19 protein-coding genes are annotated in these 24,419 nt (G+C 73.4%); 5 read left to right on the plus strand and 14 right to left on the minus strand.

Annotation, left to right across the window (positions count from 1 at the left end):
• Window positions 1-37 precede the first annotated feature (37 nt).
• Window positions 38-1,165: an SDR family oxidoreductase gene (locus tag OG448_RS10320; RefSeq protein WP_405552966.1), complete on the minus strand. Its 1,128-nt coding sequence runs from the start codon at window positions 1,163-1,165 to the stop codon at window positions 38-40.
• Between the two features lie 191 nt (window positions 1,166-1,356).
• On the opposite strand from OG448_RS10320, the gene OG448_RS10325 reads away from it, so the two are divergent.
• Window positions 1,357-2,808, plus strand: coding sequence for a zinc-dependent metalloprotease (locus OG448_RS10325; protein WP_405552968.1), 1,452 nt, complete (start codon window positions 1,357-1,359; stop codon window positions 2,806-2,808).
• Window positions 2,805-3,326, plus strand: a complete 522-nt coding sequence (locus OG448_RS10330) for an NUDIX hydrolase (protein ID WP_405552969.1) — start codon at window positions 2,805-2,807, stop codon at window positions 3,324-3,326. Before OG448_RS10325 ends, OG448_RS10330 begins: the two co-directional genes overlap by 4 nt.
• A gap of 150 nt (window positions 3,327-3,476) precedes the next feature.
• Here OG448_RS10330 and OG448_RS10335 read toward each other — a convergent pair whose 3' ends face one another.
• The 4 genes from OG448_RS10335 to OG448_RS10350 all read right to left on the minus strand — a co-directional run bounded on the left by OG448_RS10335 (window position 3,477) and on the right by OG448_RS10350 (window position 7,293).
• On the minus strand, window positions 3,477-4,232 hold the full coding sequence (locus tag OG448_RS10335) for an AIM24 family protein (protein ID WP_405552971.1): 756 nt from the start codon (window positions 4,230-4,232) through the stop codon (window positions 3,477-3,479).
• A 17-nt stretch (window positions 4,233-4,249) separates the two neighbouring features.
• Complete coding sequence (locus tag OG448_RS10340; protein WP_405552972.1) at window positions 4,250-4,930, minus strand: AIM24 family protein; 681 nt, start codon at window positions 4,928-4,930, stop codon at window positions 4,250-4,252.
• An 11-nt stretch (window positions 4,931-4,941) separates the two neighbouring features.
• Window positions 4,942-6,603 (minus strand): TerD family protein, encoded by a 1,662-nt coding sequence (locus tag OG448_RS10345; protein ID WP_405552974.1) that lies wholly within the window; start codon window positions 6,601-6,603, stop codon window positions 4,942-4,944.
• Window positions 6,604-6,714: 111 nt separating this feature from the next.
• Window positions 6,715-7,293 (minus strand): M48 family metallopeptidase, encoded by a 579-nt coding sequence (locus OG448_RS10350; protein ID WP_405552976.1) that lies wholly within the window; start codon window positions 7,291-7,293, stop codon window positions 6,715-6,717.
• Between the two features lie 239 nt (window positions 7,294-7,532).
• On the opposite strand from OG448_RS10350, the gene OG448_RS10355 reads away from it, so the two are divergent.
• Both OG448_RS10355 and OG448_RS10360 read left to right on the plus strand, forming a co-directional pair.
• Window positions 7,533-8,795 (plus strand): TOMM precursor leader peptide-binding protein, encoded by a 1,263-nt coding sequence (locus tag OG448_RS10355; protein WP_405552978.1) that lies wholly within the window; start codon window positions 7,533-7,535, stop codon window positions 8,793-8,795.
• A complete protein-coding gene (locus tag OG448_RS10360) occupies window positions 8,788-10,197 on the plus strand; it encodes an ABC1 kinase family protein (RefSeq protein WP_405552980.1) in 1,410 nt (469 codons plus the stop codon). The genes OG448_RS10355 and OG448_RS10360 overlap by 8 nt, the downstream gene beginning before the upstream one ends.
• 152 nt (window positions 10,198-10,349) lie before the next feature.
• Here OG448_RS10360 and OG448_RS10365 read toward each other — a convergent pair whose 3' ends face one another.
• From OG448_RS10365 to OG448_RS10380, 4 genes are all read right to left on the minus strand, one after another.
• On the minus strand, window positions 10,350-10,691 hold the full coding sequence (locus OG448_RS10365) for a hypothetical protein (RefSeq protein WP_405552981.1): 342 nt from the start codon (window positions 10,689-10,691) through the stop codon (window positions 10,350-10,352).
• Window positions 10,688-11,056, minus strand: a complete 369-nt coding sequence (locus tag OG448_RS10370; RefSeq protein WP_030807350.1) for a WhiB family transcriptional regulator — start codon at window positions 11,054-11,056, stop codon at window positions 10,688-10,690. The genes OG448_RS10365 and OG448_RS10370 overlap by 4 nt, the downstream gene beginning before the upstream one ends.
• 175 nt (window positions 11,057-11,231) lie before the next feature.
• The gene (locus tag OG448_RS10375; protein ID WP_405552982.1) at window positions 11,232-11,552 is read right to left on the minus strand and encodes a hypothetical protein; all 321 of its coding nucleotides are present in this window, start codon (window positions 11,550-11,552) and stop codon (window positions 11,232-11,234) included.
• A gap of 140 nt (window positions 11,553-11,692) precedes the next feature.
• Entirely contained in the window at window positions 11,693-14,056 is a 2,364-nt protein-coding gene (locus tag OG448_RS10380) for an ATP-dependent DNA helicase UvrD2 (RefSeq protein WP_405552983.1), read from the minus strand.
• 69 nt (window positions 14,057-14,125) lie between these two features.
• Between OG448_RS10380 and OG448_RS10385 the strand changes: the two genes are divergently transcribed.
• The gene (locus OG448_RS10385; protein ID WP_405552984.1) at window positions 14,126-14,383 is read left to right on the plus strand and encodes a mycoredoxin; all 258 of its coding nucleotides are present in this window, start codon (window positions 14,126-14,128) and stop codon (window positions 14,381-14,383) included.
• Window positions 14,384-14,460: 77 nt separating this feature from the next.
• Here OG448_RS10385 and nudC read toward each other — a convergent pair whose 3' ends face one another.
• From nudC to OG448_RS10410, 5 genes are all read right to left on the minus strand, one after another.
• Window positions 14,461-15,405: an NAD(+) diphosphatase gene (gene nudC / locus OG448_RS10390; RefSeq protein WP_031181100.1), complete on the minus strand. Its 945-nt coding sequence runs from the start codon at window positions 15,403-15,405 to the stop codon at window positions 14,461-14,463.
• Between the two features lie 164 nt (window positions 15,406-15,569).
• Window positions 15,570-16,973 carry a dipeptidase gene (locus OG448_RS10395; protein WP_405552985.1) on the minus strand — a complete coding sequence of 468 codons (1,404 nt, stop codon included), beginning with the start codon at window positions 16,971-16,973 and terminating at the stop codon, window positions 15,570-15,572.
• 10 nt (window positions 16,974-16,983) lie between these two features.
• Entirely contained in the window at window positions 16,984-20,424 is a 3,441-nt protein-coding gene (locus OG448_RS10400) for a UvrD-helicase domain-containing protein (protein WP_405552986.1), read from the minus strand.
• A gap of 85 nt (window positions 20,425-20,509) precedes the next feature.
• Complete coding sequence (locus OG448_RS10405; protein ID WP_405552987.1) at window positions 20,510-23,821, minus strand: ATP-dependent helicase; 3,312 nt, start codon at window positions 23,819-23,821, stop codon at window positions 20,510-20,512.
• Between the two features lie 160 nt (window positions 23,822-23,981).
• The gene (locus OG448_RS10410) at window positions 23,982-24,353 is read right to left on the minus strand and encodes an MGMT family protein (RefSeq protein ID WP_405552988.1); all 372 of its coding nucleotides are present in this window, start codon (window positions 24,351-24,353) and stop codon (window positions 23,982-23,984) included.
• Between the last annotated feature and the right edge of the window lie 66 nt (window positions 24,354-24,419).

Below are 24,419 nucleotides of genomic sequence, written 5' to 3' on the forward strand. Positions count from 1 at the left end.
CGACGTTCGGCCGGGTGGCCGTGCCGGGCTGGACGGCTCAGATGCGGCGCCGTGCCTTGCGGGCCCGGCGGACCACCGCGGCCGCGCCGAGCAGAGCCACCGTCGCGCCCGCCGCGCCGGCCGCCGTGGCGTCCTTGCGGCCGAGCCTGCGCCCGGCGACGGTGTGCCGGCCGGAGACCTCCGCCAACAGCTCCGCGAGGACTTCCTCGTTCGTCCAGCGGGGCCGCCACCCGGCCGAGTGCAACCGGCTCCCGCTGACCACCCAGGGGTACATCGTGTACGCCAGGTCGCCCGCCGGGGACGGGGTGAGCCCGATCCGGTGCAGCCGGGCGGCGGCGCCGAGAGCGACCGCGGAGGGCAGCTCCATGCGCCGGATACCGCTCAGCTCCTCGACCTCCTCCTGCTCCAGCCAGCCGTCGCAGCCGACGGCGAGTTCCCCGTCGACCTTCTCCAGCACGGCGTACTCCAGCGCCGTGCACAGGTCGTCGACGTGGCAGAACTGCCAGGCGGGGCGGGAGTCCGCGACCACGAGCAGCCGGGGCGACTCGAAGTACCGGGTCAGCGCGGTGTCCGTGCCGCCGACCAGCAGGGCGGGGCGCACCACGGTGACGTTCAGGCCGGGGTGCGCGCGGGGCGCGCGGCGGGCCAGGCGCTCGATCTCCAGCAGGTCGGCGACCCCGGTGGCCTCGGCGGTGGCACGCAGCTCGGCGTCCTCCGACAGGGGCAGCTCGTTGTCGGGCAGCGCACCGTAGACCATCGCCGACGTGCACAGCACGACCCGGTGCACCCCGGCGGCGGCCGCTGCGGTGAGCACGGTCTGGGTGCCGCGCACGTTGTAGGCGGTGCGCGCGGCCGCGTCGCTGCCCAGGTCCAGGTCGAGCGCGAGGTGCACGACGACGTCGGCGCCGCGCAGCTTCTCCGCGATGGCCGGGTCCCGCACGTCGAGGATGTGCCACTCGGCCTCGGCGCACTCCCCGCGCCGCTCGTCGATGGCCACGACCTGCCGGATCTCCTCGGAGGCCGCGAGCCGCTCGGTGAGCAGCGCGCCGATCCCGCCGGCGGCGCCGGTGACCGCGACGACGGGCCCGCGCACGGCGGGCGAGGGCGATGCGGGCGGAGATGAGGGGTTTCGCGCTGCGCGAACCTGCGGATCTGGGGAACTCACCGGGCGTCTCCAGCGGTTGTCTTCAGTACGAGCGCGGACGACGCGCCCGTACCAGGTGCATCCATCCTGCCGCAGCCCATCTGTGGGCGAAGCACCGAGGCCCTATCCGGTCCGGGTGTCTACGCTGGGTGGTGAAGTCGGGCAGCCGCGCCGCCGGAGAGAACCGGTGGCCTTACCAGCCGAGGAACCCCGTGAGTGACACCCCATTCGGATTCGGCCTTCCGCCGGAGGAGCCGGACGACGGCGACGAGGGCAAGAAGAAGGACCAGCAGAGCGGCGGTGGGCAGGGACCGGACCCCTTCGGGTTCGGCGGTCTGCCGGGAGCCGGGGGCTTCGGCGGTCCCGGTGCCGACAATCCGCTCGCCGCGATGTTCGGCTCCCTGAACCCCAACGACCTGGGCGCGGCGTTCCAGCAGCTCGGCCAGATGCTCTCCTACGAGGGCGGCCCGGTGAACTGGGACATGGCCAAGCAGATCGCCCGCCAGACGGTCGCCCAGGGCACCCAGGACGGCGTCAAGGACGCGAGCGTCGGCCCGGCCGAGCGCTCCGCGGTCCAGGAGGCCGTGCGCCTGGCCGACCTGTGGCTGGACGACGCCACCTCGCTGCCCTCCGGCGCCAACACCTCCGTGGCCTGGTCGCGCGCGGAGTGGGTCGAGGCGACGCTCCCGGCCTGGAAGGAACTGGTCGACCCGGTCGCCGAGCGGGTCGGCGCGGCCATGGGCGATGTCCTGCCGGAGGAGATGCAGGCCATGGCGGGCCCGCTGATCGGCATGATGCGCTCGATGGGCGGCGCCATGTTCGGCACCCAGATCGGGCAGGCCGTCGGCGTGCTCGCGGGCGAGGTCGTCGGCTCCACCGACATCGGCCTGCCGCTGGGCCCGGCGGGCAAGGCCGCGCTGCTCCCGATCAACATGGAGGCGTTCGGCAAGGACCTGGGCGTCCCCATGGAGGAGGTGCGGCTGTACCTCGCTCTGCGCGAGGCGGCCCACCAGCGCCTCTTCGCCCACGTGCCGTGGCTGCGCTCGCACCTGTTCGGGGCGGTCGAGGGGTACGCGCGCGGCATCAAGGTCGACACCGCCAAGCTCGAGGACGTGGTCGGCCAGTTCGACCCGCAGAACCCCGAGCAGCTTCAGGACGCGCTTCAGCAGGGCATGTTCCAGCCCGAGGACACGCCCGAGCAGAAGGCGGCCCTGGCCCGGCTGGAGACCGCGCTCGCGCTGGTCGAGGGCTGGGTGGACGCCGTGGTCCACGCGGCCGCGAAGCCGCGCCTGTCCTCCGCCGACGCGCTGCGCGAGACGCTGCGCCGCCGTCGCGCGAGCGGCGGTCCGGCGGAGCAGACCTTCGCCACGCTGATCGGTCTGGAGCTGCGCCCGCGCCGGCTGCGCGACGCCTCCCGCCTGTGGGCCTCGCTCACCGACGCGCGCGGGGTCGACGGCCGGGACGACCTGTGGCATCACCCGGACATGCTGCCGACGGCCACCGACCTGGACGACCCGGACGGCTTCGTCCACCGCGAGCAGATGGACTTCTCCGAGCTGGACAAGATGCTCGGCGAGGCCGCGGGCGGCGGCGCGCAGAAGCCCGACCTGAAGAAGGACGAGGGCGACAAGGGCGACGAGGGCAAGGGCGACAAGAGCGAGTGAGCCTGTACGACGACGCGGTCCTCGTGCTCAAGGGGTACGAGGGCCAGCCCGAGCTGCGTGACGCCTACCAGGCCCACCTGGCGGCCCACCCGGACGGCATCTGGCGGTCCTGCGAGGCGGGTCACCTCACGGCCAGCGCCCTGGTGATCGACCCGGAGCACGGCCGTGTGCTGCTCACCCTGCACAAGAAGCTGCGGATGTGGCTCCAGATGGGCGGCCACTGCGAGCCGGGCGACATCTCCATGGCGGGCGCGGCCCTGCGCGAGGCGACGGAGGAGTCCGGCATCGCCGGGCTGACCCTGCTCCCCGGCGGCCCGGTCCGCCTGGACCGGCACCCGATCCCTGCTCCCTGCCACTGGCACCTCGACGTGCAGTACGCGGTACTGGCTCCGCGCGGCGCCGAACAGGCGATCAGCGACGAGTCGCTGGACCTGCGCTGGTTCGGCTACGACGAGGTCGCGTCCGTGGCGGACGAGTCGGTCGTACGGCTGCTGGAGGCGACACGGGCGCGGCTGTGAGGCGGGGTGCGGTGCGGATGACCCGGATCTGAACGGGGTCCGGCGCCGCACGTGGTCCGGCTCTGAACGTGTAAGGGGCGCCCGCCAACTGTGGGCGCCCCTTACGTTCGCCTTGCTACGTCCGCCGTGTTACGTCCGCCGCACGCGCCGTCAGCTCCAGACGTTGCCCTGGTTCTGTCCGCGCGCGCCCTGCTGGCCCATGCCGAACTGGGCCGCGACCCCGCCGCCTATCTGCGCATGCTGGGGCGGCAGCAGTTCGCTGGGCTGGACCAGGGCGAAGCCGGAACCCATGAAGCTCAGCTCCCAGCCCTCCCCGGTACTGCCGCGCCGCCGCCAGACCCCGGAGGAGTGGGTCTGGGCCTGCATCTGCACCCGCAGCGAGGTGGACCAGGCGACGATGGCGTCCGCGTCGCAGTTGACGTACCTGTCCGGCGTGACCTGCATCAGCAGGGGCGTACCGGAGGTCATCAGGGCGACCTTGCCGCGGCCGGTGATGTTGAGCTGGTATTTCCCGGAGCCGGAGATGCCGTAGAGGCTGTCCACCGCGATGACCTCGTGGTGCAGCGAGGAGTCCATGGCGAGGACGTAGGAACTGTCGACGGTCAGGCCCTCCTGCTCCACGTCCAGCAGGTGGACATGCTGGGCGAGGTTGGCGAGGTAGACGGTGCCCTGGCCGTGACAGCGCATCAGGTCCAGGCCCTCGCCGGTGTGGGCGCGCGCCCGGCGCTGGCCCTGGCTGCGGTACTCGGCGTCGAACTCGACCATGCCCTGGTAGGCGACCATGGCGCCCTTGCGGGCCAGCAGGTCGTCGTGGCCCTCCAGGCTGACGCGGAGCATCTGCGCGTTCTGCAGGCTCCAACGCTCCTGCGTCTGGAGGTCGTTGTGCGCGAAAAGCGGGCTCTGCATGGTGTCTGTGCTCCCCCTCAGCCCCGGAACCGGAGGCGGTCGGTGCTGTCCTCGCTGGGCTGGACGACGACGATGCCCTGCCCGGAGAAGGCCATCTGGTACGCCTCGCCGCTGCCCCGGCCGATCAGCGACTGCGCCTTGAAGCTGCGCTTGCCCTTCACCTTGAGGTTCGGGGACCACGCCACGAGCGCGTCCGGGTCGACGTACGTCTCGTCCTCGCCGCCCCCGCAGTCCACCACGATCGGGGTGCCGCGCGAGGTCAGCGCGACCCAGCCCTGTCCGGAGATCTTGGTGTTCCACAGGCCCTGCCCGGCGAACTTGGCGAGCCCCTTCACCCGTTCCACGCCCCAGGTGAGGCCCGCGTCGAAGGCGAGCAGGTTGGTGGCGTTGACGGAGATGCCGTCGCCGTTCAGGTTGATCACGACCACGTCGGCGCCGTAGTCGGCGAGGTAGAGCAGGCCGTCGCCGGAGCACTTCATCAGCGGGGCGCCCTCGCCGGTCATCCAGTCGCGGGCGATCTGGCGGACGGCGGGCGGGTTGGGCTCGTACTGGATGAAGCCCTCGTAGGCGATCATCGAGCCCACGCGCGCGAGGAGGTCGTTGCCGGTCTGCATGGCGACCTTCAGCATGTGGCTGCCGTGGTTCTCCATGCGGGCGGTGACGGGTGCGGGGGCGAAGCCCGCGAGCGGCTGGTTCATGACGGGCTCCCTCAGACCTCGTACGGCTGGACGACGATGAAGTTGCCGGGCGCGCCCCGGAACTGGAGGTTCACGCTCTCCCCCGTGTCGCCCGCGTAGGCGTTGCGGCGCATCCGGACCTGGCTGGAGACGATCACCTGCGAGGCGGCCGACCAGGCGACCACCGCGTGGCAGTCGGCGAAGGTCGTCGGCGTCACCGGCAGGACGACGGGCGTGCCGTGCGTCTTGACGACGAGCGTGCCGGTGCCCTGGAACTGCATGGTGAACAGCGCGCCGCCGGGAATGCCGTGGCCCTCGATACGGCGGACCTCGTACTGGAGGCTCTCGTCGAAGGCGAGCACGTTCTCGGCGGAGACGCAGATCGCGTCGCCCTGCAGCTCTATCGGGTGGAGGTGGGTGGAGTTGTCGGCGAGGAACACCTGGCCCTGGCCGGTGCAGCGCATCAACTGCATCTCCTGGCCGGTGGCGTTGCCCGCGAGCCGGCCGGCGAATCCGGCGCCCTTGTAGTTGAAGTCGACCTTGCCCTGATAGAGCACCATGCTGCCCTGCCGGGCCAGTACCGGCTGGCCGCCGGCGCCGAGGTCGACACGGATCAGCTTGTGGTTCTGCTGGGTCCAGCGCTGCCCGGTGGGCGCTTCCTTGAACTTCTGGAGCGCGGCGCCGACTCCGGCCGCTCCCTGGGGCGCGCCTTGCGGGACGCCGTAGGAGGGGGTGCCCTGGCCGGGGACCTGGCCGTAGCCGGGGGGCATGGGGGCGGTCGGCTGGCCGCCGTGGGAGGGCGGGGAGTTGTAGCCGGGGGGTGCGGGGGCCGACGGGGGCTGGCCCGGGGCCTGGCCGTAGCCGGGCGGGGCCGGCGCGGCCGGTGCCTGGCCGTAGCCCGGTGGCAGGGGCGCGCTCGGCGGGGCGGGGTGGCCGAAGGCGGCGGGGGCCGGGCCGGGCGGCGGGACGGTGCCGTGGGGCGGGGTCAGGGGTTCGACCAGGGTGGGAGCCGCGTGCACATCCGGCCGGGGCGCCGGGGGCGGGGTGAACGCCTGGGACGCGGGAGGTGTGGCCGGTCCCGCGGGAACGGAGAAGGCGGGCGGGGCGAAGCCGGGGGCGGCGGGCGGCGCGGCGGTCTCCGGCTGGGCCGGGGCGGGCGCCTCCTCCTCGGCGACCTCGCCGCCGAAGTTCTTCAGCAGCGCCTCCAGACCGCCGTCGAAGCCCTGCCCGACCGCGGCGAACCGCCAGACGTCCTTGAGATAGAGGTCGCCGAGCATGACGGCGCGCTCGGTGGTGAACTCCGCGCCCGTGAAGGAATACCGCGCGACCTCCTCACCGCCTGCCACGATCCGCAGATAGCCGGGCGCGATCCGGGACATCTGCCCGTCGCCGTCGATGGTCGCGGTGAAGGACAGCTTGTGGATGCCGGCCGGAATCCGGTCCAGCGTGACCCGGAACGACTCGGTGTCGCCCGCCTGGGAGCCCAGCAGTTGGATGGACTCCTCGGGCGACTTCGGCTGGTTGAAGAAGACGAAGTACCTGTCGTCGGAGAGCCGTTCGTCGGCGTCGAGGCCGAAGCAGCTTATGTCGAAGGTCAGTCCGGGAGCGGAGATCTGCACGCCCACGTACAGATCCGTACCCGCGGTGAGGTCACTGATCCGGGCCTTGTGGCCGCGTTGGAATTCCCTGGACATGCGTTACGTCCGTCCCCCGTCCCGAAAGCTAGTACGTCGCGTCAGGCTAACCGCAAATACCGACATCGGCCTCAGCCGGTACAGACCCGGTACAGAACCGCGGCCCGGACCTCACACCTCCTCGTCGTCCGTGACGTCCGGCGGCACGTCCGGCCGCCGCGCGGCGGCGGCCACGCCCTCCAGATAGCCTCGCGCCCGCTCGGTGCGCGGGTACGACTCCAACAGCCGCCAGAAGTCCGGACCGTGACCGGGCACCAGCAGATGCGCCAGCTCGTGGCAGAGCACGTAGTCGACCACGTACTCCGGCATCCCCCGCAGCCGGTGCGAGAGCCGGATGGTGCCCTCCGCCGGGGTGCATGAGCCCCAGCGGGTGTTCTGGTTGGTCACCCAGCGCACCGAACTGGGCCGCGCCCGGCCCGCGAAGTATTGCTCCGACAGCCGCCCGGCTCGCTCGGCCAGTTCGGCGTCACCGCCGGGCACGCTCCGCCTCGCCTCCTTGGCGGCGAGCCGGTCGAGCATGGCGGTGACCCAGCGCCGCTCCTCCGCCTTGGACATGCGGGCGGGGATCAGCACGATGGTGCGGTCGCCCTCGCGGTAGGCGGAGACGGTCCGGCGGCGCCGGTCGCTCCGCCTGACCTCGACGGGGCCGTGTGCGGCGGGCGGCTGCTGTTCGGTCGGTTCGGTGGGCACGTCTCGAAGGTACCCGTCGGCGCGGACAGCGGGCCGGGCCTGTGGACAGCGAAACCCGCTCGTGAACAGCTTGTACGACGATCACCCCGTGCCTGTGGACAACTTTCGGCACAGATTCCGGAGCCCGGCCATGCTGGCAGTCGTCGGAGCGAGCAGGACCGGCTCGGCCGACGTACGAGAGGCAGAAGGACGCACGCCCGGCCGGGGTGTGCGCGAGACCTGGGAGACGGGGGCCCGTCATGCATCCGATGGTGAAGCCGGCGCTGCGGCGAGGCTGGCGCGATCTCGGCACCGTGCAGTTCGGGATGACTCCCGCGCACGCGATCACTCTGGGTCCGGTGGACCTGGCCACGGGCAGCTTCCTGGAACTGCTCGACGGCACCCGTGACGTGGCGTTACTACGGGAGGAGGCCCGGCGGATGGACCTGCCCGACGGCCATGCCGACCGGCTGGTCGGCCGGCTGGGCCGGGCGGGGCTGCTCGACGACACGCGGGACTGCTCCCCGGCCGCGACCGCGCTGCGGGAGAGAGGGGAGGCGCTGGAACGGCTGCGTCCCGACCTCGCCTCGCTGTCGCTGACCACGGCGGAGCCGGGCGGCGCGCTCACCCGCCTCGCCGCCCGGCGTGCCCTGCGCGTGCGGGTGCTGGGTGCGGGCCGGGTGGGGTCCGTGCTGGCGGCGCTGCTGTCCGGGGCGGGGGTCGGGGAGGTCGACGTGCGCGACGTGGGCCGGGTGCAGCCGTGGGACGTGGCGCCGGGCGGACTGCCTGCGGAAGCCGTGGGCGAGCGGCGGGACGAGGCCGCGAGAACAGCGGTGCGCCGTGCGGCACCGGACCGCCCACCGCGCCGGACCCGCCACGGCAGGCTCTCCGGTCCCGGCCCGGAGGACGAGCCAGGACTGTCACTGGTGGTCCTCGCTCCACGCGACGAGGTGGCGGTGCACGCCCCGGACCCGTTCCTCGCCGAGCCGCTCATGATCTCCGGCACTCCGCATCTCTACGCGGGTGTGGTGGAGGGCACCGGTGTCGTCGGACCGCTGGTGCTGCCGGGCCGGACGGGGTGTGCGGGCTGTCTCCAGCAGCACCGCACCGACGAGGACGCGGCGTGGCCCCGGCTGATCACCCAGTGGCGTTCGGGCCGGGCGCGCCGGGTGGGCGCGTGTGATCTGACCCTCGCCACGGCGGTCGCGGGGCTCGCCGCGGCGCACGCCCTGAGCTTCCTCGACGGGGCCGAGCCGGCGGCCACCGGCACCCGCTGGGAGGCAGCCCTACCCGCTCTGACCTGGGACGCTCATCCCATCGCTCCGCATCCGGCATGCGGTTGCGGGGCGAAGGAGAGGAGGAGGGGAAGCACCCCGGCGCGGGCCGGGGAGAAAGCCGAGGGGGAGCACTCCTCAACGCGAGGGCTGCCACGCGCGACAATGGCGGTGCAACGGCCGTCGGCCGAGCGGCGACGCGAGACCGGCGCGGCGCGGCCGGCAGGGACTTGGAGGGCGCATGTCTGATCTTCCCCGGAAGGCGGTCACCCGGACCGCGAAGCTCGCCGCGCTCCCGCTCGGCTTTGCCGGCCGGGCCACCTGGGGGCTGGGCAAGCGGATCGTGGGCGAGTCGGCCGAGCTCGTGGGGCGGGAGCTTCAGCAGCGGACGGCCGAGCAGCTCTTCAAGGTCCTCGGTGAGCTGAAGGGCGGTGCGATGAAGTTCGGGCAGGCCCTGTCCGTCTTCGAGTCCGCGCTCCCCGAGGAGGTCGCCGGGCCCTACCGTGCCGCGCTGACCAAGCTCCAGGAAGCGGCGCCCCCGATGCCGACCCGCACGGTGCACGCCGTGCTGGAGGAGCGGATGGGCGAGGACTGGCGGGAGCTGTTCCTGGAGTTCGAGGACAAGCCGTCGGCGGCAGCCTCGATCGGCCAGGTGCACCGGGCGGTGTGGCACGACGGCCGGGAGGTGGCGGTCAAGGTCCAGTACCCGGGCGCCGGCGAGGCACTGCTCTCGGACCTCGGTCAACTGAGCCGCTTCGTGCGCTTGTTGGGCCCGCTGATCCCCGGCATGGACATCAAGCCGCTGATCGCGGAGTTGAAGGACCGGGTCTCCGAGGAGCTGGACTACGAGCTGGAGGCGCAGGCGCAGGCCGCGCACGCTGCGGAGTTCGCGGACGACCCGGACGTACTGGTCCCGGCGGTGGTGCACCAGTGCGACCAGGTGCTGGTGACCGAGTGGATCGACGGCATCCCGCTGTCGGAGATCATCTCCGGCGGCACCGACGAGCAGCGGGACCGGGCCGGGCAACTGCTGGCGCGTTTCCTCTTCTCCGGCCCGGCCCGCACCGGTCTGCTGCACGCCGACCCGCATCCGGGCAATTTCCGGCTGCTGCCGGTGGGCCCCGACGGTGAGGACGGCTGGCGCCTGGGCGTGCTGGACTTCGGCACGGTCGACCGGCTCCCCGGCGGACTGCCCCCGACCATCGGGGTGGCGCTGCGGATGACGCTGGACGGGGACGCCGAGCCGGTCTACGAGATGCTGTGCGAGGAGGGGTTCATCAAGGAGTCCATGGACCTCGACCCCGACGCGGTCCTCGACTACCTGCTGCCGATCATCGAGCCCGCGCAGGTGGACACCTTCACCTTCACCCGGTCGTGGATGCGCGGCCAGGCGGCCCGGGTCGCCGACCCGCGCTCCCCCGCGTACCAGCTCGGCAAGCAGCTCAATCTGCCGCCGTCCTATCTGCTGATCCACCGGGTCACGCTGAGCACCATCGGGGTGCTGTGCCAGTTGGGCGCGACGGTACGGCTCCGGGAGGAGCTGGAGGAGTGGCTGCCCGGCTTCGGCCCGGACCCGGAGCTGGAGCCCGAGGCGCTGGAGACCGAGGAAGCGGAGGAGGACCTGCCGGAGGTGCCCGCGGCGGAGGCGTAGGTCGCGCAGAGGCGTAGGTCCGGCGGGGGCGGACATGCCTCGGGGGCCGGTCCGTTTCGGCCGGACCGGCCCCCGAGGGGAAGACTTCGCCTCCCGGAGCCGGGAGGCCACCGCTTCGGGTGGGTGCGCTCAGTGCGCGTCGAGGGCGGCGCCTACTGCATGACGGCGACGGCGAGCGCACGGCGGGCACGCAGGGAGGCGCGCTCCGCCCGGCGCTGCATCCGCCGGGCGGTGGCCAGGCTCATGGCCCGGCGCTCCCGCTGGGCGTCGTGCAGGCGCTCGTGCATATGCGCACGAGCCAGGGCTTCTGGGATGAGTTGCATTTCGCGGGTCCTGTTCGTCTGGCGCGAGCCTGTCACGCCACGGGTATCGAGGTCTGGGGTCGCCGAGCCGGTGGGCTCGCTGGTGGACGGCTTCATCGGGGCCTGCTTCTTGGGGTCGTGCGTGAGGGGACGGTCGATCGTTCCTGCGATGTGCGTGCGTGCGACGTTCATGCCGTGACCGGGTTCTTGCGCGGGCGGCCGCGGGGCCGCTTCCGGGCGACGACGACGCCCTGGACGAACAGCTCCCCGCCCCAGACGCCCCAGGGCTCCCGGCGCTCCTTGGCCCCGGCGAGGCATGCCTCGACCAGCGGGCAGGTGCGGCAGAGCGACTTGGCGTACTCGACATCGGCCGGCGACTCGGCGAAGAAGACCTCCGGGTCGTAGGAACGGCAGGGGACGGGCACGCCGAGGTTCTCGATGGCGTCGTCGAGCGCGGTGAGCGCGGTGAGGGGGAGCAAGGCGGGGTCCTCCGTGGAGCCGAGCTGAGTGATCGCTTGTGAAGGCGGTACTGACGGGGCGTGCGCTTCGAGTTGCACGGGGTGTTTTCCTCGTCTGGTCGTTCCGGCCGGTGGGCCGGGTGTCGGCTGGGTACCGGGTTCTTTTGTTGTCCCGAGGCGCCTTCGGGGGTGTTCTCCCTGTTCGGGGAAAACAGAAGGGCCGCGGTTCCCGGATGGGGTTCCGCGGCCCTGAAGGCGCCTGCCTGATCGTCGATCAGGCTGGATCACTCCAGGGTTCTGGCCCACGGAAGGCCCACATCTGGTGGTGCTGCGTCTGGTTCCGGAATCCGGCACCGGCCGCCGAGAAGGCATAGGCGCCCTGCGCCTGTGCCTCTACCGCTGCCAGTGCCTTGGTCGGTCGCTCATTGCGCTCGCGGACAGGGAGGTCCGCGGAGAGCAGCGAGGAGGCCGGACGGGCGGCACGAATGCCGGACAGACCGGTGCCCTGGGAGGGCGCGCCGAGAGTGCACAGGGAGACGGCCGGACGATCGGTCAGTTTGACCGGGCTGGTGATGATGGTCTCGATGCTGATCATTGGGCTCGCCTCCTCTCGGCGTCTTGGGGACCGGTGTGAATCGGTCCTCGGATATGGAAGTACAGCACGGAATCACAGCCTTCGAGAAGGCCGCCGTTTCCGTGCCTAGAACCTATGGGGATTCCTGGCGCGGGCGCAAACTATTTTTGCGACGAGTTCCGATCAGTTGTCGAAGCCGCGTTCGCGGGGTCGGTGCCGACCTCCTGGCCTGCGCAGATGGCCAGTACATCGGTGCCGTAGCGGCGCAGCTTGCGGTCCAGGACGCCAGGGATGCGGGAGAGTTCGGTCGCGCAGTCGGGGCGGGTCTCGGCGATGGCCATCAGGGTGCGGTCGGTGAAGACGCAGAAGTCCGGCTGGCCGCTCTGTCCCGCCTCCACCGCCCGCCACTCCCGCAGCCGCTCGTACAGGCCCTCGTCCATGTCGGAGGGGCAGTCCTCGCAGCGCATCAGTTTCATCTCGCCGGCGTCGGTGAGGGTGCGCCCGCAGACCCGGCAGCGGGCCGGGGTGCGCTGGGCGCGCCGAGGCGCCGCAGGAAGGCCGCCCAGGGTGCCGCGCTCGACGCCGCCGGTGCCGGTCGCGGCGCGGCCCACGGTGGCGGTGGAGCCGGGACGCAGTCCGTCGAGGAAGCGGCTCGGCTTGCGGCCCGCCCGTCCGCCGGGCGAGCGGGCGAGCGACCAGGAGAGGTGGAGCCGTTCCCGCGCGCGGGTGACGCCGACGTAGAGGAGGCGGCGCTCCTCCTCGATCTGTTCGTCGGTCTTGGCGTAGGTGATCGGCAGCATGCCCTCGGCGACGCCGACCAGGAAGACGGCGTCCCACTCCAGGCCCTTGGCGGCGTGCAGCGAGGCGAGGGTGACGCCCTGCACGGTCGGGGCGTGCTGGGCGGTGGCCCGCTCGTCCAGTTCCGCGACCAGGTCGCTCAGGGTGGCCTCGGGGTGGACGGCTGCGAAGTCGTGGGCGAGGGCGACCAGCGCGGCCAGCGACTCCCAGCGTTCGCGGACGGCGCCGGAGCCCGCCGGGGGCTCGCTGCTCCAGCCCTCGCCGGAGAGCACCGCGCGGACCTGGGAGGGGAGGTCGACCGCCTCGTCCAGCAGGGAGTCGTTGCCGCCGAAGCGGGCGGCGGCCCGCAGGGCGATGCCCGCCTTGCGCACCTCGGGCCGGTCGAAGAAGCGCTCGGCGCCGCGCAACTGGTAGGGGACGCCGGCGTCGGCGAGCGCCTGTTCATAGGTCTCGGACTGGGAGTTGGTGCGGAACAGGACGGCGATCTCGGAGGCCGGGGTCCCGGCGGCGATCAGCTCGCGGATGCGGCGGGCCGCGCCCTCTGCCTCGGCGGGCTCGTCGGTGTACTCGGTGTAGACGGGTTCGGGGCCCTGGGCGCGCTGGGAGACCAGTTCCAGCCGGTGGTCGGCGGCGCGGCCGTGGGCCTGGGCGAGCAGGCCGTTGGCGAGGCGGACCACCTGGGGGGTGGAGCGGTAGTCCCGGACCAGCTTGACCACGGTGGCGCCGGGGTGACGGAGCCGGAAGTCGAGGAGATGGTCGGGGGTTGCGCCCGTGAACGAGTAGATGGTCTGGCTGGCGTCTCCGACGACGCACAGGCTGTCGCGGTCGCCGAGCCAGAGTTCGAGCAGCCGCTGCTGGAGCGGGCTGACGTCCTGGTACTCGTCCACGACGAAGTGCTGGTACTGGGCGCGCACCTGGTCGGCGATGTCCTGCCGGTCCTGGAGGACGGCGACGGTGAGCAGCAGCACGTCCTCGAAGTCGATGACGGCGCGGTCGCGCTTGAGGTTCTCGTAGGCCGCGTAGATGTGGGAGATCTCGGCCGGGTCGCGCGGGGTCTCGCGGCCCGCCTTCACGGCCGCGTACGGGTAGTCGGCGGGAACGGTCTGGGTGACCTTGCACCACTCGATCTCGGCGGTGGCGTCCCGCAGCTCACCCCGGTCCAGGCGGAGACCGCAGGCGGCGGCCGCGTCGGCGACCAACTGGATCTTGCGGTCGACCAGCCGGGGCAGCCCGCCGCCGATCGCTTTCGGCCAGAAGTACTGGAGCTGGCGGAGCGCGGCGGAGTGGAAGGTGCGGGCCTGCACGCCCTGGGCGCCGAGCTGGCGGAGCCGGCCGCGCATCTCACCCGCGGCGCGGTTGGTGAAGGTGACGGCGAGCACGCTGGAGGGCGTCAGGAGGCCTGAGCGCACCCCGTACGCGATGCGGTGGGTGATCGCGCGGGTCTTGCCCGTGCCCGCTCCGGCCAGGACGCACACCGGCCCGTGCAGGGCGGTGGCGACCTCGCGCTGCTCGGGGTCGAGCCCTTCGAGCACCGCGTCGGCCGAGTCCGGGGTCCGCGGGAAGAGAGGGGAGGGCGTTGCTGCTGTCACATGGCCATGCTGCCAGGTCGGCCGGGACCATCGCGTCGGTTGTCCACAGGCGGGCCCCGATAGTCGTTTTAATGCGGCGGGTGTCACAGCGGCCGGTGCGGCGGGGGTCACACCGGCGTCACACCCGCGGGAATGCATGCCGGGCTCCGCACGTTTGCCCTGTGCACGACGTAGGACGTACCCCCGGCCGCCTGAGGAGCGCGAGACATGCAGGGCACTGTGACGATGTACAGCACGACTTGGTGCGGTTACTGCCGCCGGCTGAAGGGCCAGCTCGACCGGGAGGGCATCCCCTTCACCGAGATCAACATCGAGCACGACCCGGAGTCCGCCGCGTTCGTGGAGAAGGCGAACGAGGGCAACCAGACGGTGCCGACCGTCCGCGTCGTGCCCGCCACGGGTGGCTCCGAGGTCGTCATGACCAACCCGAGCCTCGCCCAGGTGAAGCAGGCGCTCGGCGCCTGACCCCCAGAACCGCCGGAACCCCGGCCGCCCGTGAACAGGGCGGCCGGGGTTCTCGCGTCCACGGCCGGGTTCGGCGTCTAGAAGGCGCTCCGGGTCGGCAGCGGCTTGCCGTACCACATCTCGATCAGCCGGGCGGCGATGGAGATGCCGTAGGGCGGCAGCACCTCGCCGGACTCGAAGGCGGCGCCCAACTCGTCGCGGGAGAACCAGCGGGCCTCCTCGATCTCCTCACCGTCGGCGTCGATCTCGGTGGAGGTGGCGTGGGCGAAGAAGCCCAGCATCAGACTGGACGGGAACGGCCAGGGCTGGCTGGCGACGTACTCGACCTCGCCGACCGTGATGCCCGCCTCCTCGAAGACCTCGCGGCGCACCGACTGCTCGATGGACTCGCCGGGCTCGACGAAGCCGGCCAGCGTGGAGAAGCGGCCCTCGGGCCAGTGCACCTGGCGGCCGAGCAGGATGCGGTCCTGCCCGTCGGTGACCGCCATGATCACCGCCGGGTCGGTGCGCGGGTAGTGCTCGGCGCCGCAGGCCGGGCAGCGCCGGATGTGCCCGGCGGCGGCGATGACGGTGCGCTCGCCGCAGCGGGAGCAGAAGCGGTGGGTGCGCTGCCAGTTCTCCAGGCCGACCGCGTGCACCATCAGCCCGGCGTCGCGCGGGGAGAGCAGCAGGCCCGCCTCGCGCAGTCCGGCGGGGCGTGCGGACTGGTCGATGCGGCCGGGCAGGGAGTCCTTCTGGAGCGCGAAGTAGCTGACGCCGTCCTCGTCCTCGCCCAGGAAGTAGCGGTGGGCCTCGGTGAGGGGGGCCTCGAAGGAGGGGGTCATGACGAGTTCGGTGCGCCCGTCGGGCGTCTCGTCGATGAGCACCTGGCCGCCGGAGACCACGAAGCAGCGGGTCGTGGGGTGGCTCCACGCCGCCGCGAGCCAGGCTTCGTCGAGCCGGTGGTGGGCGGCTCGGTCGATGCCGCTCGGGGCGGTGAGCGAGATGGGTCGGTCAGCGGTGTGGTCGGTCCGGGTGGTCACTGGTGCTTCCAACTCCCCCAATGGAACGGTCGGTTCGGCGGGCGGTTCGGTGGGACACGGGTCAGGGGCACCGCGGCCGGGCGGGGGCGGCCGGGCCGGGCGGTCCTTCCAGTGTGCCCGGCGCGCGGTGCCGTTCCCCAACGACGGCTTCTCGGCAGCGGGCGTCAGGGGGCGGGGCGCCAGTTCTCGGCGAGGTCGCTCCACAGGTGGGCGCTGGTCTCGACGCCCTTGAAGAGCAGGTCCAGCTCGACCTTCTCGTTCGGGGCGTGCCAGCCGTCGGAGGGGACGGAGATGCCGAGGAAGAGGACCGGGGCGCCGAGCACCTCCTGGAGGTCGGCGGCGGGGCCGGAGCCGCCTTCCCGGGTGAACCGCACCGGCTTCTGGAAGGCGCGGCCCATCGCGCGGGCGACGGACTGAAGGGCGGGGTGGTCGAGCGGGGTGAGGCACGGGCGCGTACCCGGGCTGAACTCGATCTCCAGCCGGATTCCGGCGGGCGCCTGCCGCTCGGCCCAGTCGTGCACGGCCTTCTCGACGGCGCCGAGGTCCTGCCCGGCGACCAGCCGGAAGGACAGCTTCACCACGGCCGAGGAAGGGATGATCGTCTTGCTGCCGGCGCCCTGGTAGCCACCGCCGATGCCGTTGACCTCGGCGGTCGGGCGGGCCCAGATGCGCTCCAGGGTGCTGTATCCGGCCTCGCCGTGCGCCGCGTGCGACTTGGCGGTGCGCAGCCACTCGGCCTCGTCGAAGGGCAGCTCGGCGAAGAGTGCGCGCTCGCGCTCGGTCAGCTCCACGACGCCGTCGTAGAAGCCGGGGACGGCCACGCGCCCGTGCTCGTCGTGCAGGGCGGCGACCAGGCGGGCGGCGGCGGTGGCCGGGTTGGGCACGGCGCCGCCGAAGGAGCCGGAGTGGATGTCCTGGTCGGGGCCGTACAGCCGGATCTCGCACTCGGCGAGACCGCGCATGCCCGTGCACACCGTGGGGGTGTCCTCGGACCACATGCCGGTGTCGGAGACGATCACGGCGTCGGCGGCGAGCCGGTCGGCGTGCTCCTCGACAAGGGCGCGGAAGTTCGGGGAGCCGGACTCCTCCTCGCCCTCGATCAGCAGCTTGAGGTTGACGGCCGGCGCGGTACGGCCGGTCGCGGCGAGGTGGGCGCGGACGCCGAGTGTGTGGAAGAACACCTGGCCCTTGTCATCGGCGGCACCGCGGGCGTGGAGCCGGTCGCCGCGTACGACGGGCTCGAAGGGGTCGGTGTCCCAGCCGTCCTCGCGGGCGGCGGGCTGGACGTCGTGGTGGCCGTAGACCAGCACGGTGGGGGCCTCGGGGTCGTCCGAGGGCCATTCGGCGTAGACGGCCGGGGCACCGGCGGTGGGCCAGACCTCGGCCACCGGGAAGCCCGTCCCGGTGAGTTTCACGGCGAGCCAGTCGGCGCTGCGGCGGACATCGGAGGCGTGTTCCGGCTGGGCGGACACGGACGGGATGCGCAGCCACGCGGCGAGGTCGTCGAGGAAGGCGGCGCGGTGTCGTTCGATGTACGCGTGGACGGCGCTGTCCGGGGTCTGGCTCATGCTCACGAGCCTATCGGCCCGCACGGACATCCTCGGCGGGCGGTTCGTCACACTCGGGCGTCCCCGTCGCCCCGGTTCGCTCCCCTTCGAGCAGTCGCGCCAGCTCCTCCCGGCCGGGCAGCGGGTCCGGACGGTCGACCTCGCCGGTGCGCACGTACAGGAACGCCGCCGTGACCGATTCGGGCGGGATGCCCTGCTGCTCCGCCCAGGCCAGCCGGTAGACGGCGAGCTGGAGCGGGTCGGCGCCGCGCGTGCGGCCGGTCTTCCAGTCGAGGATCTCGTACGTGGCGTCCGCGCCCTCGCCCTCCTTGTAGACGGCGTCGATCCGGCCGCGTACGACCCGGCCGGCGAGGGTGAGCTGTACGGGGACCTCGACGCGGTACGGCGTGCGCCGGGCGTACTCGGTGCGTTCGAAGGCTTCCTTGAGCGCTTCGAGGTCGGCCTCGTCGGCGATCTCGGCGTCGCTGCCGGGCAGGTCGTCCGGTTCCAGCAGGGGCAGCATCAGCTCCTCGTAGCGGGACTCGACCCAGGCGTGGAAGCGGGTGCCCCGGCGCGCGGCGGGCTGCGGGGGGCGCGGCATGGGGCGCGCGAGTTCCTGCGCGAGCCCGTCGGGATCCTCGGCCAGCCGGAGCATCTGGGTGGCGGTGAGGACGGCGGGCAGCGGTACGTCGATGACACCGCGCCGGGCGCGCATCAGCTCCCCGGTGAGCGCGTCCAGGTCGCGGTCCCAGGAGGCGACCGCGCGGGCCTCCTCCGGGGTGAGGCGGGGCTGCGCCTCGGGGGCGGACGCCTGGTGCGGGACGGGGAGGGCGGGGCGGTCGTCGCTCCAGGAGTCCCAGTCGCCGGGCTCGTCGAAGGGCTCCAGCTCCTCGAAGGCGTCGTACGGCTCCTCGTCCTCCGGTGGCACGGTGGGCCACTCGGGGTCGTCGTACGGGACCGGGGCGGCGGTGGACGGCGCCTGGAGGTGGGCGCGGACGGTGTGGGCGGCCCGCCGGCGGCGTTCGAAGGCGGTGGCGTCCAGGGGCAGCGGCCATGCCTGGTCGGCGCCGGCGGTGTGCAGGGCGGGGTTCTCGTCACCCTCCTCGGGGGCCTCCGCCCACACCTCGGTCTCGCCGTACCCGGCGGCGCAGTGGTCGTGCAGGGCCAGGAGGAAGTCGGAGGGCCCGCGCGGCTTCTTCTGGCTGGGCCCCCACCAGTGGCCGGAGCCGAGCAGGAGGGAGCGGGGGCGGGTGAAGGTGACGTAGCCGAGGCGGAGTTCCTCGGTGTGCTGGTGCTCCTTCATGGCCTCGTGGAAGCCCTTGATGCCCTTGGCGTCCCAGGAGTCCACGTCCGGCAGGGTGGCGGTGTCGCCGCGCAGGGCGTGTGGGAGCACCTTGGCCTGCGCGGTCCACTTCTCGCGCCCCTGGGCGCTGGGGAACGTGCCCTTGACCAGGCCGGGGACGGCGACCACGTCCCACTCCAGCCCCTTGGACTTGTGCGCGGTGAGCACCTTGACGGTGTTCTCGCCGCCGGGCAGCGCGTTGTCGAGGCCCTTCTCGTACTGGGCGGCGGTGCGCAGGAAGGCGAGGAAGGCGAGCAGGGTGGCCTCCCCGTCGCCGGCCGCGAAGGACGCGGCCACGTCGAGGAAGTTGGACAGGGTCTCGCGGCGGCGGGCGGCCAGCGCGTGCGGGGACGCCGACAGCTCGACCTCCAGGCCGGTGACGGCGAGCACCCGGTGCAGCACGTCCATCAGCGGGTCGGAGAGGCTGCGGCGCAGGTCGCGCAGTTCGGCGGCGAGGCGGGCGAAGCGCACGCGCGCGTCCGGGGAGAACGGCAGGTCGTCCTCGTAGCCCTCGGTGCCGAAGGAGGTCTCCAGGAAGGTGTCCAGGGCGTCCGCCAGCGAGGTGACCTCGGAGGGGTCGACGCCCTCGACGGCCTCGGCGAGCCTGCGGTCGGGGTCGTCGGCGGCGTCCACGCGCGCGTGGGCGACGAGCAGCCGGGCGCGGCGGCCGAGCAGGGCCAGGTCGCGCGGGCCGATGCGCCAGCGCGGGCCGGTGAGCAGCCGGACCAGGGAGGCGTTCGCGCCGGGGTCCTGGAGCACCTCGCAGACGGCGACGAGGTCAGCGACCTCGGGCAGGTGCAGCAGCCCGGACAGTCCGACGACCTCCACGGGCACGTCCCGGGCGACCAGCGCGCCCTGGATCTCGGCGAAGTCGGTCGCGGTGCGGCACAGGACGGCGATCTCGCCGGGCGGGGTGCCGGTGCGCACCAGGTGGGCGAGGGAGTCGGCCAGCCAGTCGATCTCCTCGGCGTGGGTGGGCAGCAGGGCGCAGCGGACCAGGCCGTCGCGTTCGGCGCCGGGGGCGGGGCGCAGCGCCTCCACGCCCGCGTGCATGGCGCGCAGGGGCTCCGCGAGGCCGTTGGCGAGGTCGAGGAGGCGGCCGCCGCTGCGCCGGTTCTCGCTGAGCGCCTGCCGGGTGGCGGGGCTGCCGTCGGGGCGGGCGAAGTGGTCGGGGAAGTCGTCCAGGTTGGCGACGGACGCGCCGCGCCAGCCGTAGATGGCCTGGCAGGGGTCGCCCACGGCGGTGACGGGGTGGCCGGTGCCGTGCCCGAAGAGGCCCGCGAGCAGGACGCGCTGGGCGACGGAGGTGTCCTGGTACTCGTCCAGCAGGACGACCCGGAACTCCTCGCGCAGCAGGCGGCCCACCTCGGGGATGCGGGCGAGGCGGGCCGACAGGGCGATCTGGTCGCCGAAGTCGAGCAGGTCGCGGGCGCGTTTGGCGGCCCGGTAGCGCTGGACGAGCCCGGCGAGTTCCCCGCGCGCGGCGAGCGTCTCCGGGACCTTGCGCAGGTCGGCGTTGCTGAGCTTGACGCCGTCGAGGGTGGTCAGCAGGTCGGCGTCCCAGACCCGCAGTTCCTCGGGGTCGACCAGGTGCTCGGACAGCTCGGAGTCGAGCGCGAGCAGGTCGGTGACGAGGTCCGCGAAGGAGCGGGTCAGCGCCGGGTACGGGCCCGGCGCCTCGCGCAGCACCCGGGCGGCGAGCTGGAAGCGGGTGGCGTCCGCGAGCAGCCGGGAACTGGGCTCCAGACCGAGGCGCAGACCGTGGTCGGTGAGCAGCCGTCCGGCGAAGGCGTGGTACGTCGAGATGACGGGCTCGCCGGGCGGGTTGTCCGGGTCGATCGCGTCCGGGTCGGTGATCCCGGCCTTGATCAGCGCCTTGCGGACACGTTCGGCGAGTTCGCCGGCCGCCTTGTTGGTGAAGGTCAGGCCGAGCACCTGCTCGGGGGCGACCTGGCCGGTGCCGACCAGCCAGACCACGCGCGCGGCCATCACGGTGGTCTTGCCCGAACCGGCTCCGGCCACGATCACCTGCGGCGCGGGCGGCGCGATGATGCAGGCCGTCTGCTCCGGGGTGAACGGGATGCCGAGCAGCTCTTTGAGCTGCTCGGGGTCGGTGAGGTGCGCGGGCATGCGGGGAAGGCTAGCGGCGACCGCCGACAAGCGGGCGCCCAGGCTGTGGAAAGCGCAGGTCAGCGGGGTGCTGTGGTGCCGCACGTCACTCGACCACGTGCCGTCCCTCGGGGCGGGCGCTGCAGGAGGCGCGGAAGGAGCAGTGCGTGCAGTGCTGGCCGGTGGTGGGGGTGAACCGCTCGTCCAGCACCTTTCCGGCCGCGGTGGCCAGCAGGTCCCCGACCCACTCCCCGTCCAGCGGTTCCTGGGCCTGCACCTTGGGCAGCGCCTCGCCGCCGTCCTTCTTCGCCGCGCCCTGCCGGAGCTGGACGAGTTCGGCGCCGCCGGGCCGCAGGCGCTCGCCGTCGAAGGCGTCGTCCACCGCGCCCTCGGCCACCGCGAGCTGGTAGACGGCGAGCTGGGGGTGGCGGGCCACCTCGGCGGCGGTGGGGGCGTTCTTGCCGGTCTTGAAGTCCACGACGTAGGCCCGGCCGTCGCCGTCCGTCTCGACGCGGTCCATCTGGCCCCGGATGCGCACCTGGTACTCGCCGGCCTCCAGGGTCACGTCGAAGTCCCGCTCGCTGGCTATGGGCGTACGGGTGGCGCGGTCCAGGACGTGCCAGTTCAGGAAGCGTTCGAGCGCCGCGCGGGCGGTCTCCTTCTCCTGGGCGGACTTCCAGGGCGCGTCGAAGGCGAGTGCGTTCCACACCGAGTCCAGGCGCTCCATCAGGACGTCGAGGTCGGCGGGGGTACGGCCGGAGGCGACCTCGTCGGCCAGGACGTGGACGACGTTGCCGAAGCCCTGGGCGGCCGTGGCGGGCGCGTCGGCCTTCACCTCGCGGCCCAGGAACCACTGGAGGGCGCAGGTGTTGGCGAGCTGGTCCAGCGCGCTGCCGGAGAGCACCACGGGCTGGTCTCGGTCGCGCAGCGGCACCTTGCTCGCGGTGGGCTCGTAGATCCCCCACCAGCGGTCGGGGTGGGCGGCGGGCACCAGCGGGCGGCCGTCCTCGTCGGCGAGCGCGGCGAGCCGGGCCAGCCGGCGCGCGGCCGCGTCCCGCAGCCCCTCCGAGACGGCCGGGTCGACGGTCGTGGCGCGCAGCTCCGCCACGAGCGCGGCGACCGCCAGCGGGCGGCGCGGGCGGCCGGTGACGTCGCGGGGCTCGACGCCCAGCTCGGTCAGGAAGCGGGACGGCTGGTCGCCGTCGTCGGCCGGTGCCTTCACGGCGGTGACGACGAGCCGGTCCCGCGCGCGCGTGGCGGCCACGTAGAACAGCCTGCGCTCCTCCGCGAGCAGGGCGCCCGGGGTCAGCGGCTCGGCGAGGCCGTCCCGGCCGATCCGGTCGGCCTCCAGGAGGGAGCCCCGGCGGCGCAGGTCGGGCCAGAGCCCCTCCTGCACGCCCGCGACGACGACCAGCCGCCACTCCAGTCCCTTGGAGCGGTGCGCGGTCATCAGGCGCACGGCGTCGGGGCGTACGGCGCGGCGGGTGAGGGTGTCGGCGGCGATGTCCTCGGCGTCGATCTCCTCCAGGAAGTTCAGGGTGCCGCGTCCGCCGGTGCGCTCCTCCGCGCGGGCGGCGGTGGCGAACAGCGCGCAGACGGCGTCCAGGTCGCGGTCGGCGTTACGGCCCGCCGCTCCCCCGCGCCGCGCGGACCGCTCCAGCCTGCTGGGCCAGGGGGTGCCGTTCCACAGCGCCCACAGCGCCTCCTCGGCGGTGCCGCCCTCGGCCAGGCACGCGCGCGCCTTCCGCAGCAGCGCCCCCAGCCGCTGCGCCCCGCGCGCGTACGCCGGGTCGTGCGCGACGAGCCGCTCGGGCTCCGCGAGCGCCCGGGCGAGCAGCACGTCGGAGGGGGCGGGCAGCGCCTCACCCGCGGCCCGCTCCTCCTCGCGCAGGGCCCGGCCGAGCCTGCGGAGGTCGGCGGCGTCCATGCCGCCGAGGGGGGAGGAGAGGAGCGTTATGGCGGTCTCGGCGTCCAGCCAGGGAGTTTCCGGGCCTTCAGCGTCGTCGGCTTCCCCAGCAGCTCCCGCCTCCGCCAGTGCCACCGCCCGCAGCGCCGTCAGCAGGGGCGCGACGGCCGGTTCGTGGCGCAGGGGCAGGTCGTCGCCGTCGATGTCCAGGGGGACGCCCGCAGCCGTGAGGGCGCGGCGGAGGGTCGGGATGGTGAGGGAGCCCGCGCGGACGAGGATCGCCATCTCGTTCCACGGAACGCCGTCCTCGAGGTGGGCGCGGCGGACGATGTCGGCGATGTTGTCCAGCTCGGTGCCCGGGGTCGGGTAGGTGTACACCTCCACCTGGCCGCCGTCGCGGACCGCCGCCGGCTCGCGGTGGACGCGGAGTTTCTCGGCGGGGAGCTGGGACAGCGGCATCCGCTGGGTGATCCGGCGGGTCGCGGCCAGCAGATCCGACCCGGAGCGGCGGGAGGTGCGCAGCACCTCGACGGGTGCGGGGCGGCCGTCCGCGCGCGGGAAGGCGGCCGGGAAGTCGAGGATGCCGTTCACGTCGGCGCCCCGGAAGGTGTAGATCGACTGGTCGGGGTCGCCGAGGGCGACCAGGGTGCGCCCGCCCCCGGCGAGCGCGTGCAGCAGCCGTACCTGCGCGGGGTCGGTGTCCTGGTACTCGTCGACGTACACGGCGTCGTAGGACGCGGCGAGGCGCTCGGCGACCTCGGGACGGTGGGCGAGGAGCACCGCGCGGTGCACGAGTTCGGCGTAGTCGATGACGCCCTGGAGGTCGATCACGTCGAGGTACTCGGCGAGGAAGGCGGCGGCCGCGCGCCAGTCGGGGCGCCCGATGCGGCGCGCGAAGGCGTCCAGCGCGCCGGGCGCGAGCCCCAGCTCGCGGCTGCGCGCCAGGACCGCGCGGACCTCGTCGGCGAAGCCGCGCGTGGTCAGGCAGGCGCGCAGGTCGTCGGGCCAGCGCACGTGCGTGAGCCCGAGCCGCTCCAGTTCGGGCTGCCCGGCGAGCAGCTCGCGCACGGTGACGTCCTGCTCGGGGCCGGAGAGCAGCCGCAGCGGCTCGGCGAAGCGGTCGCTGTCCTGGTGGGCACGGACCAGGGCGTAGCAGTAGGAGTGGAAGGTGGTGGCGCGGGGCGCGCGGGCGGCGCCCATGCGCCGGGCCATCCGGTCGCGCAGCTCGACGGCGGCCTTGCGGCTGAAGGTCAGCACCAGGATGCGCTCGGGGTCGCCGCCCCGCGCCACGCGCGCGGCGACGGACTCCACCAGGGTCGTGGTCTTGCCGGTGCCGGGCCCCGCCAGGACGAGCAGCGGGCCGCTTTCGTGCTCGATCACCGCGCGCTGGGCGGCGTCCGGGCGGGGCGGCGGCGCCTGGACAGGCGGGGTGCGGAGCAGCCGGTAGGCACCCCGAGGCGCCTGCCGACCCGGGGGGTGCGGCAGGCGTCCGGTGGAGGAGGTGGTGCTCACGTGGTTCGCCGGTCCTGGTGGTGGTGCGGGGTGGTCGTAGGGGTGTACAGAGGCGGGCGCCTCGGGGGCTTCCCGTCCCGACGAACGTACGTCATGTCGAGGACGTGCCCGGTGTCCCCCGTACGAGCGGATCTGAGCCGCGCCCCCTTGCCGGAGGCCCTCAGCTATGGTCCGCCGGGCCCCCGTCCCAGCGGGCCCGTCTCATGTCGAGACGCGGCAGATGCCCGTCCGCGCTGCGGGACGCCTGCTTCAGCGGGGTGCCCTCGGCCCGGTACCGGTCGAGGGCGCGCAGCTCATGGCCGGGCAGCAGCGCCCCGTCGGCCCGCACCACGCGCCACCACGGCACCGCACCCCCGTACAGCGCCATCACCCGGCCCACCTGGCGCGGGCCGCCCTCCTCCAGCCACTCCGCGACATCGCCGTAGGTCATCACCCGGCCCGGAGGAATCCGCTCGGTCACGTCGAGCACGCGCTCGGCGTACTCCGGAAGTTCGTCCGGGCGCCCCTCCCCGGCAGGGCTCTGCTCGCTCATCCACCCCATCCTGCCGTACGCCTACGACAATGGGACGAGGCCGGCCAGGGGTGTCCGGACGGGCCC

The organism is Streptomyces sp. NBC_01171, from assembly GCF_045039805.1.
Lineage (GTDB): Bacteria > Actinomycetota > Actinomycetes > Streptomycetales > Streptomycetaceae > Streptomyces.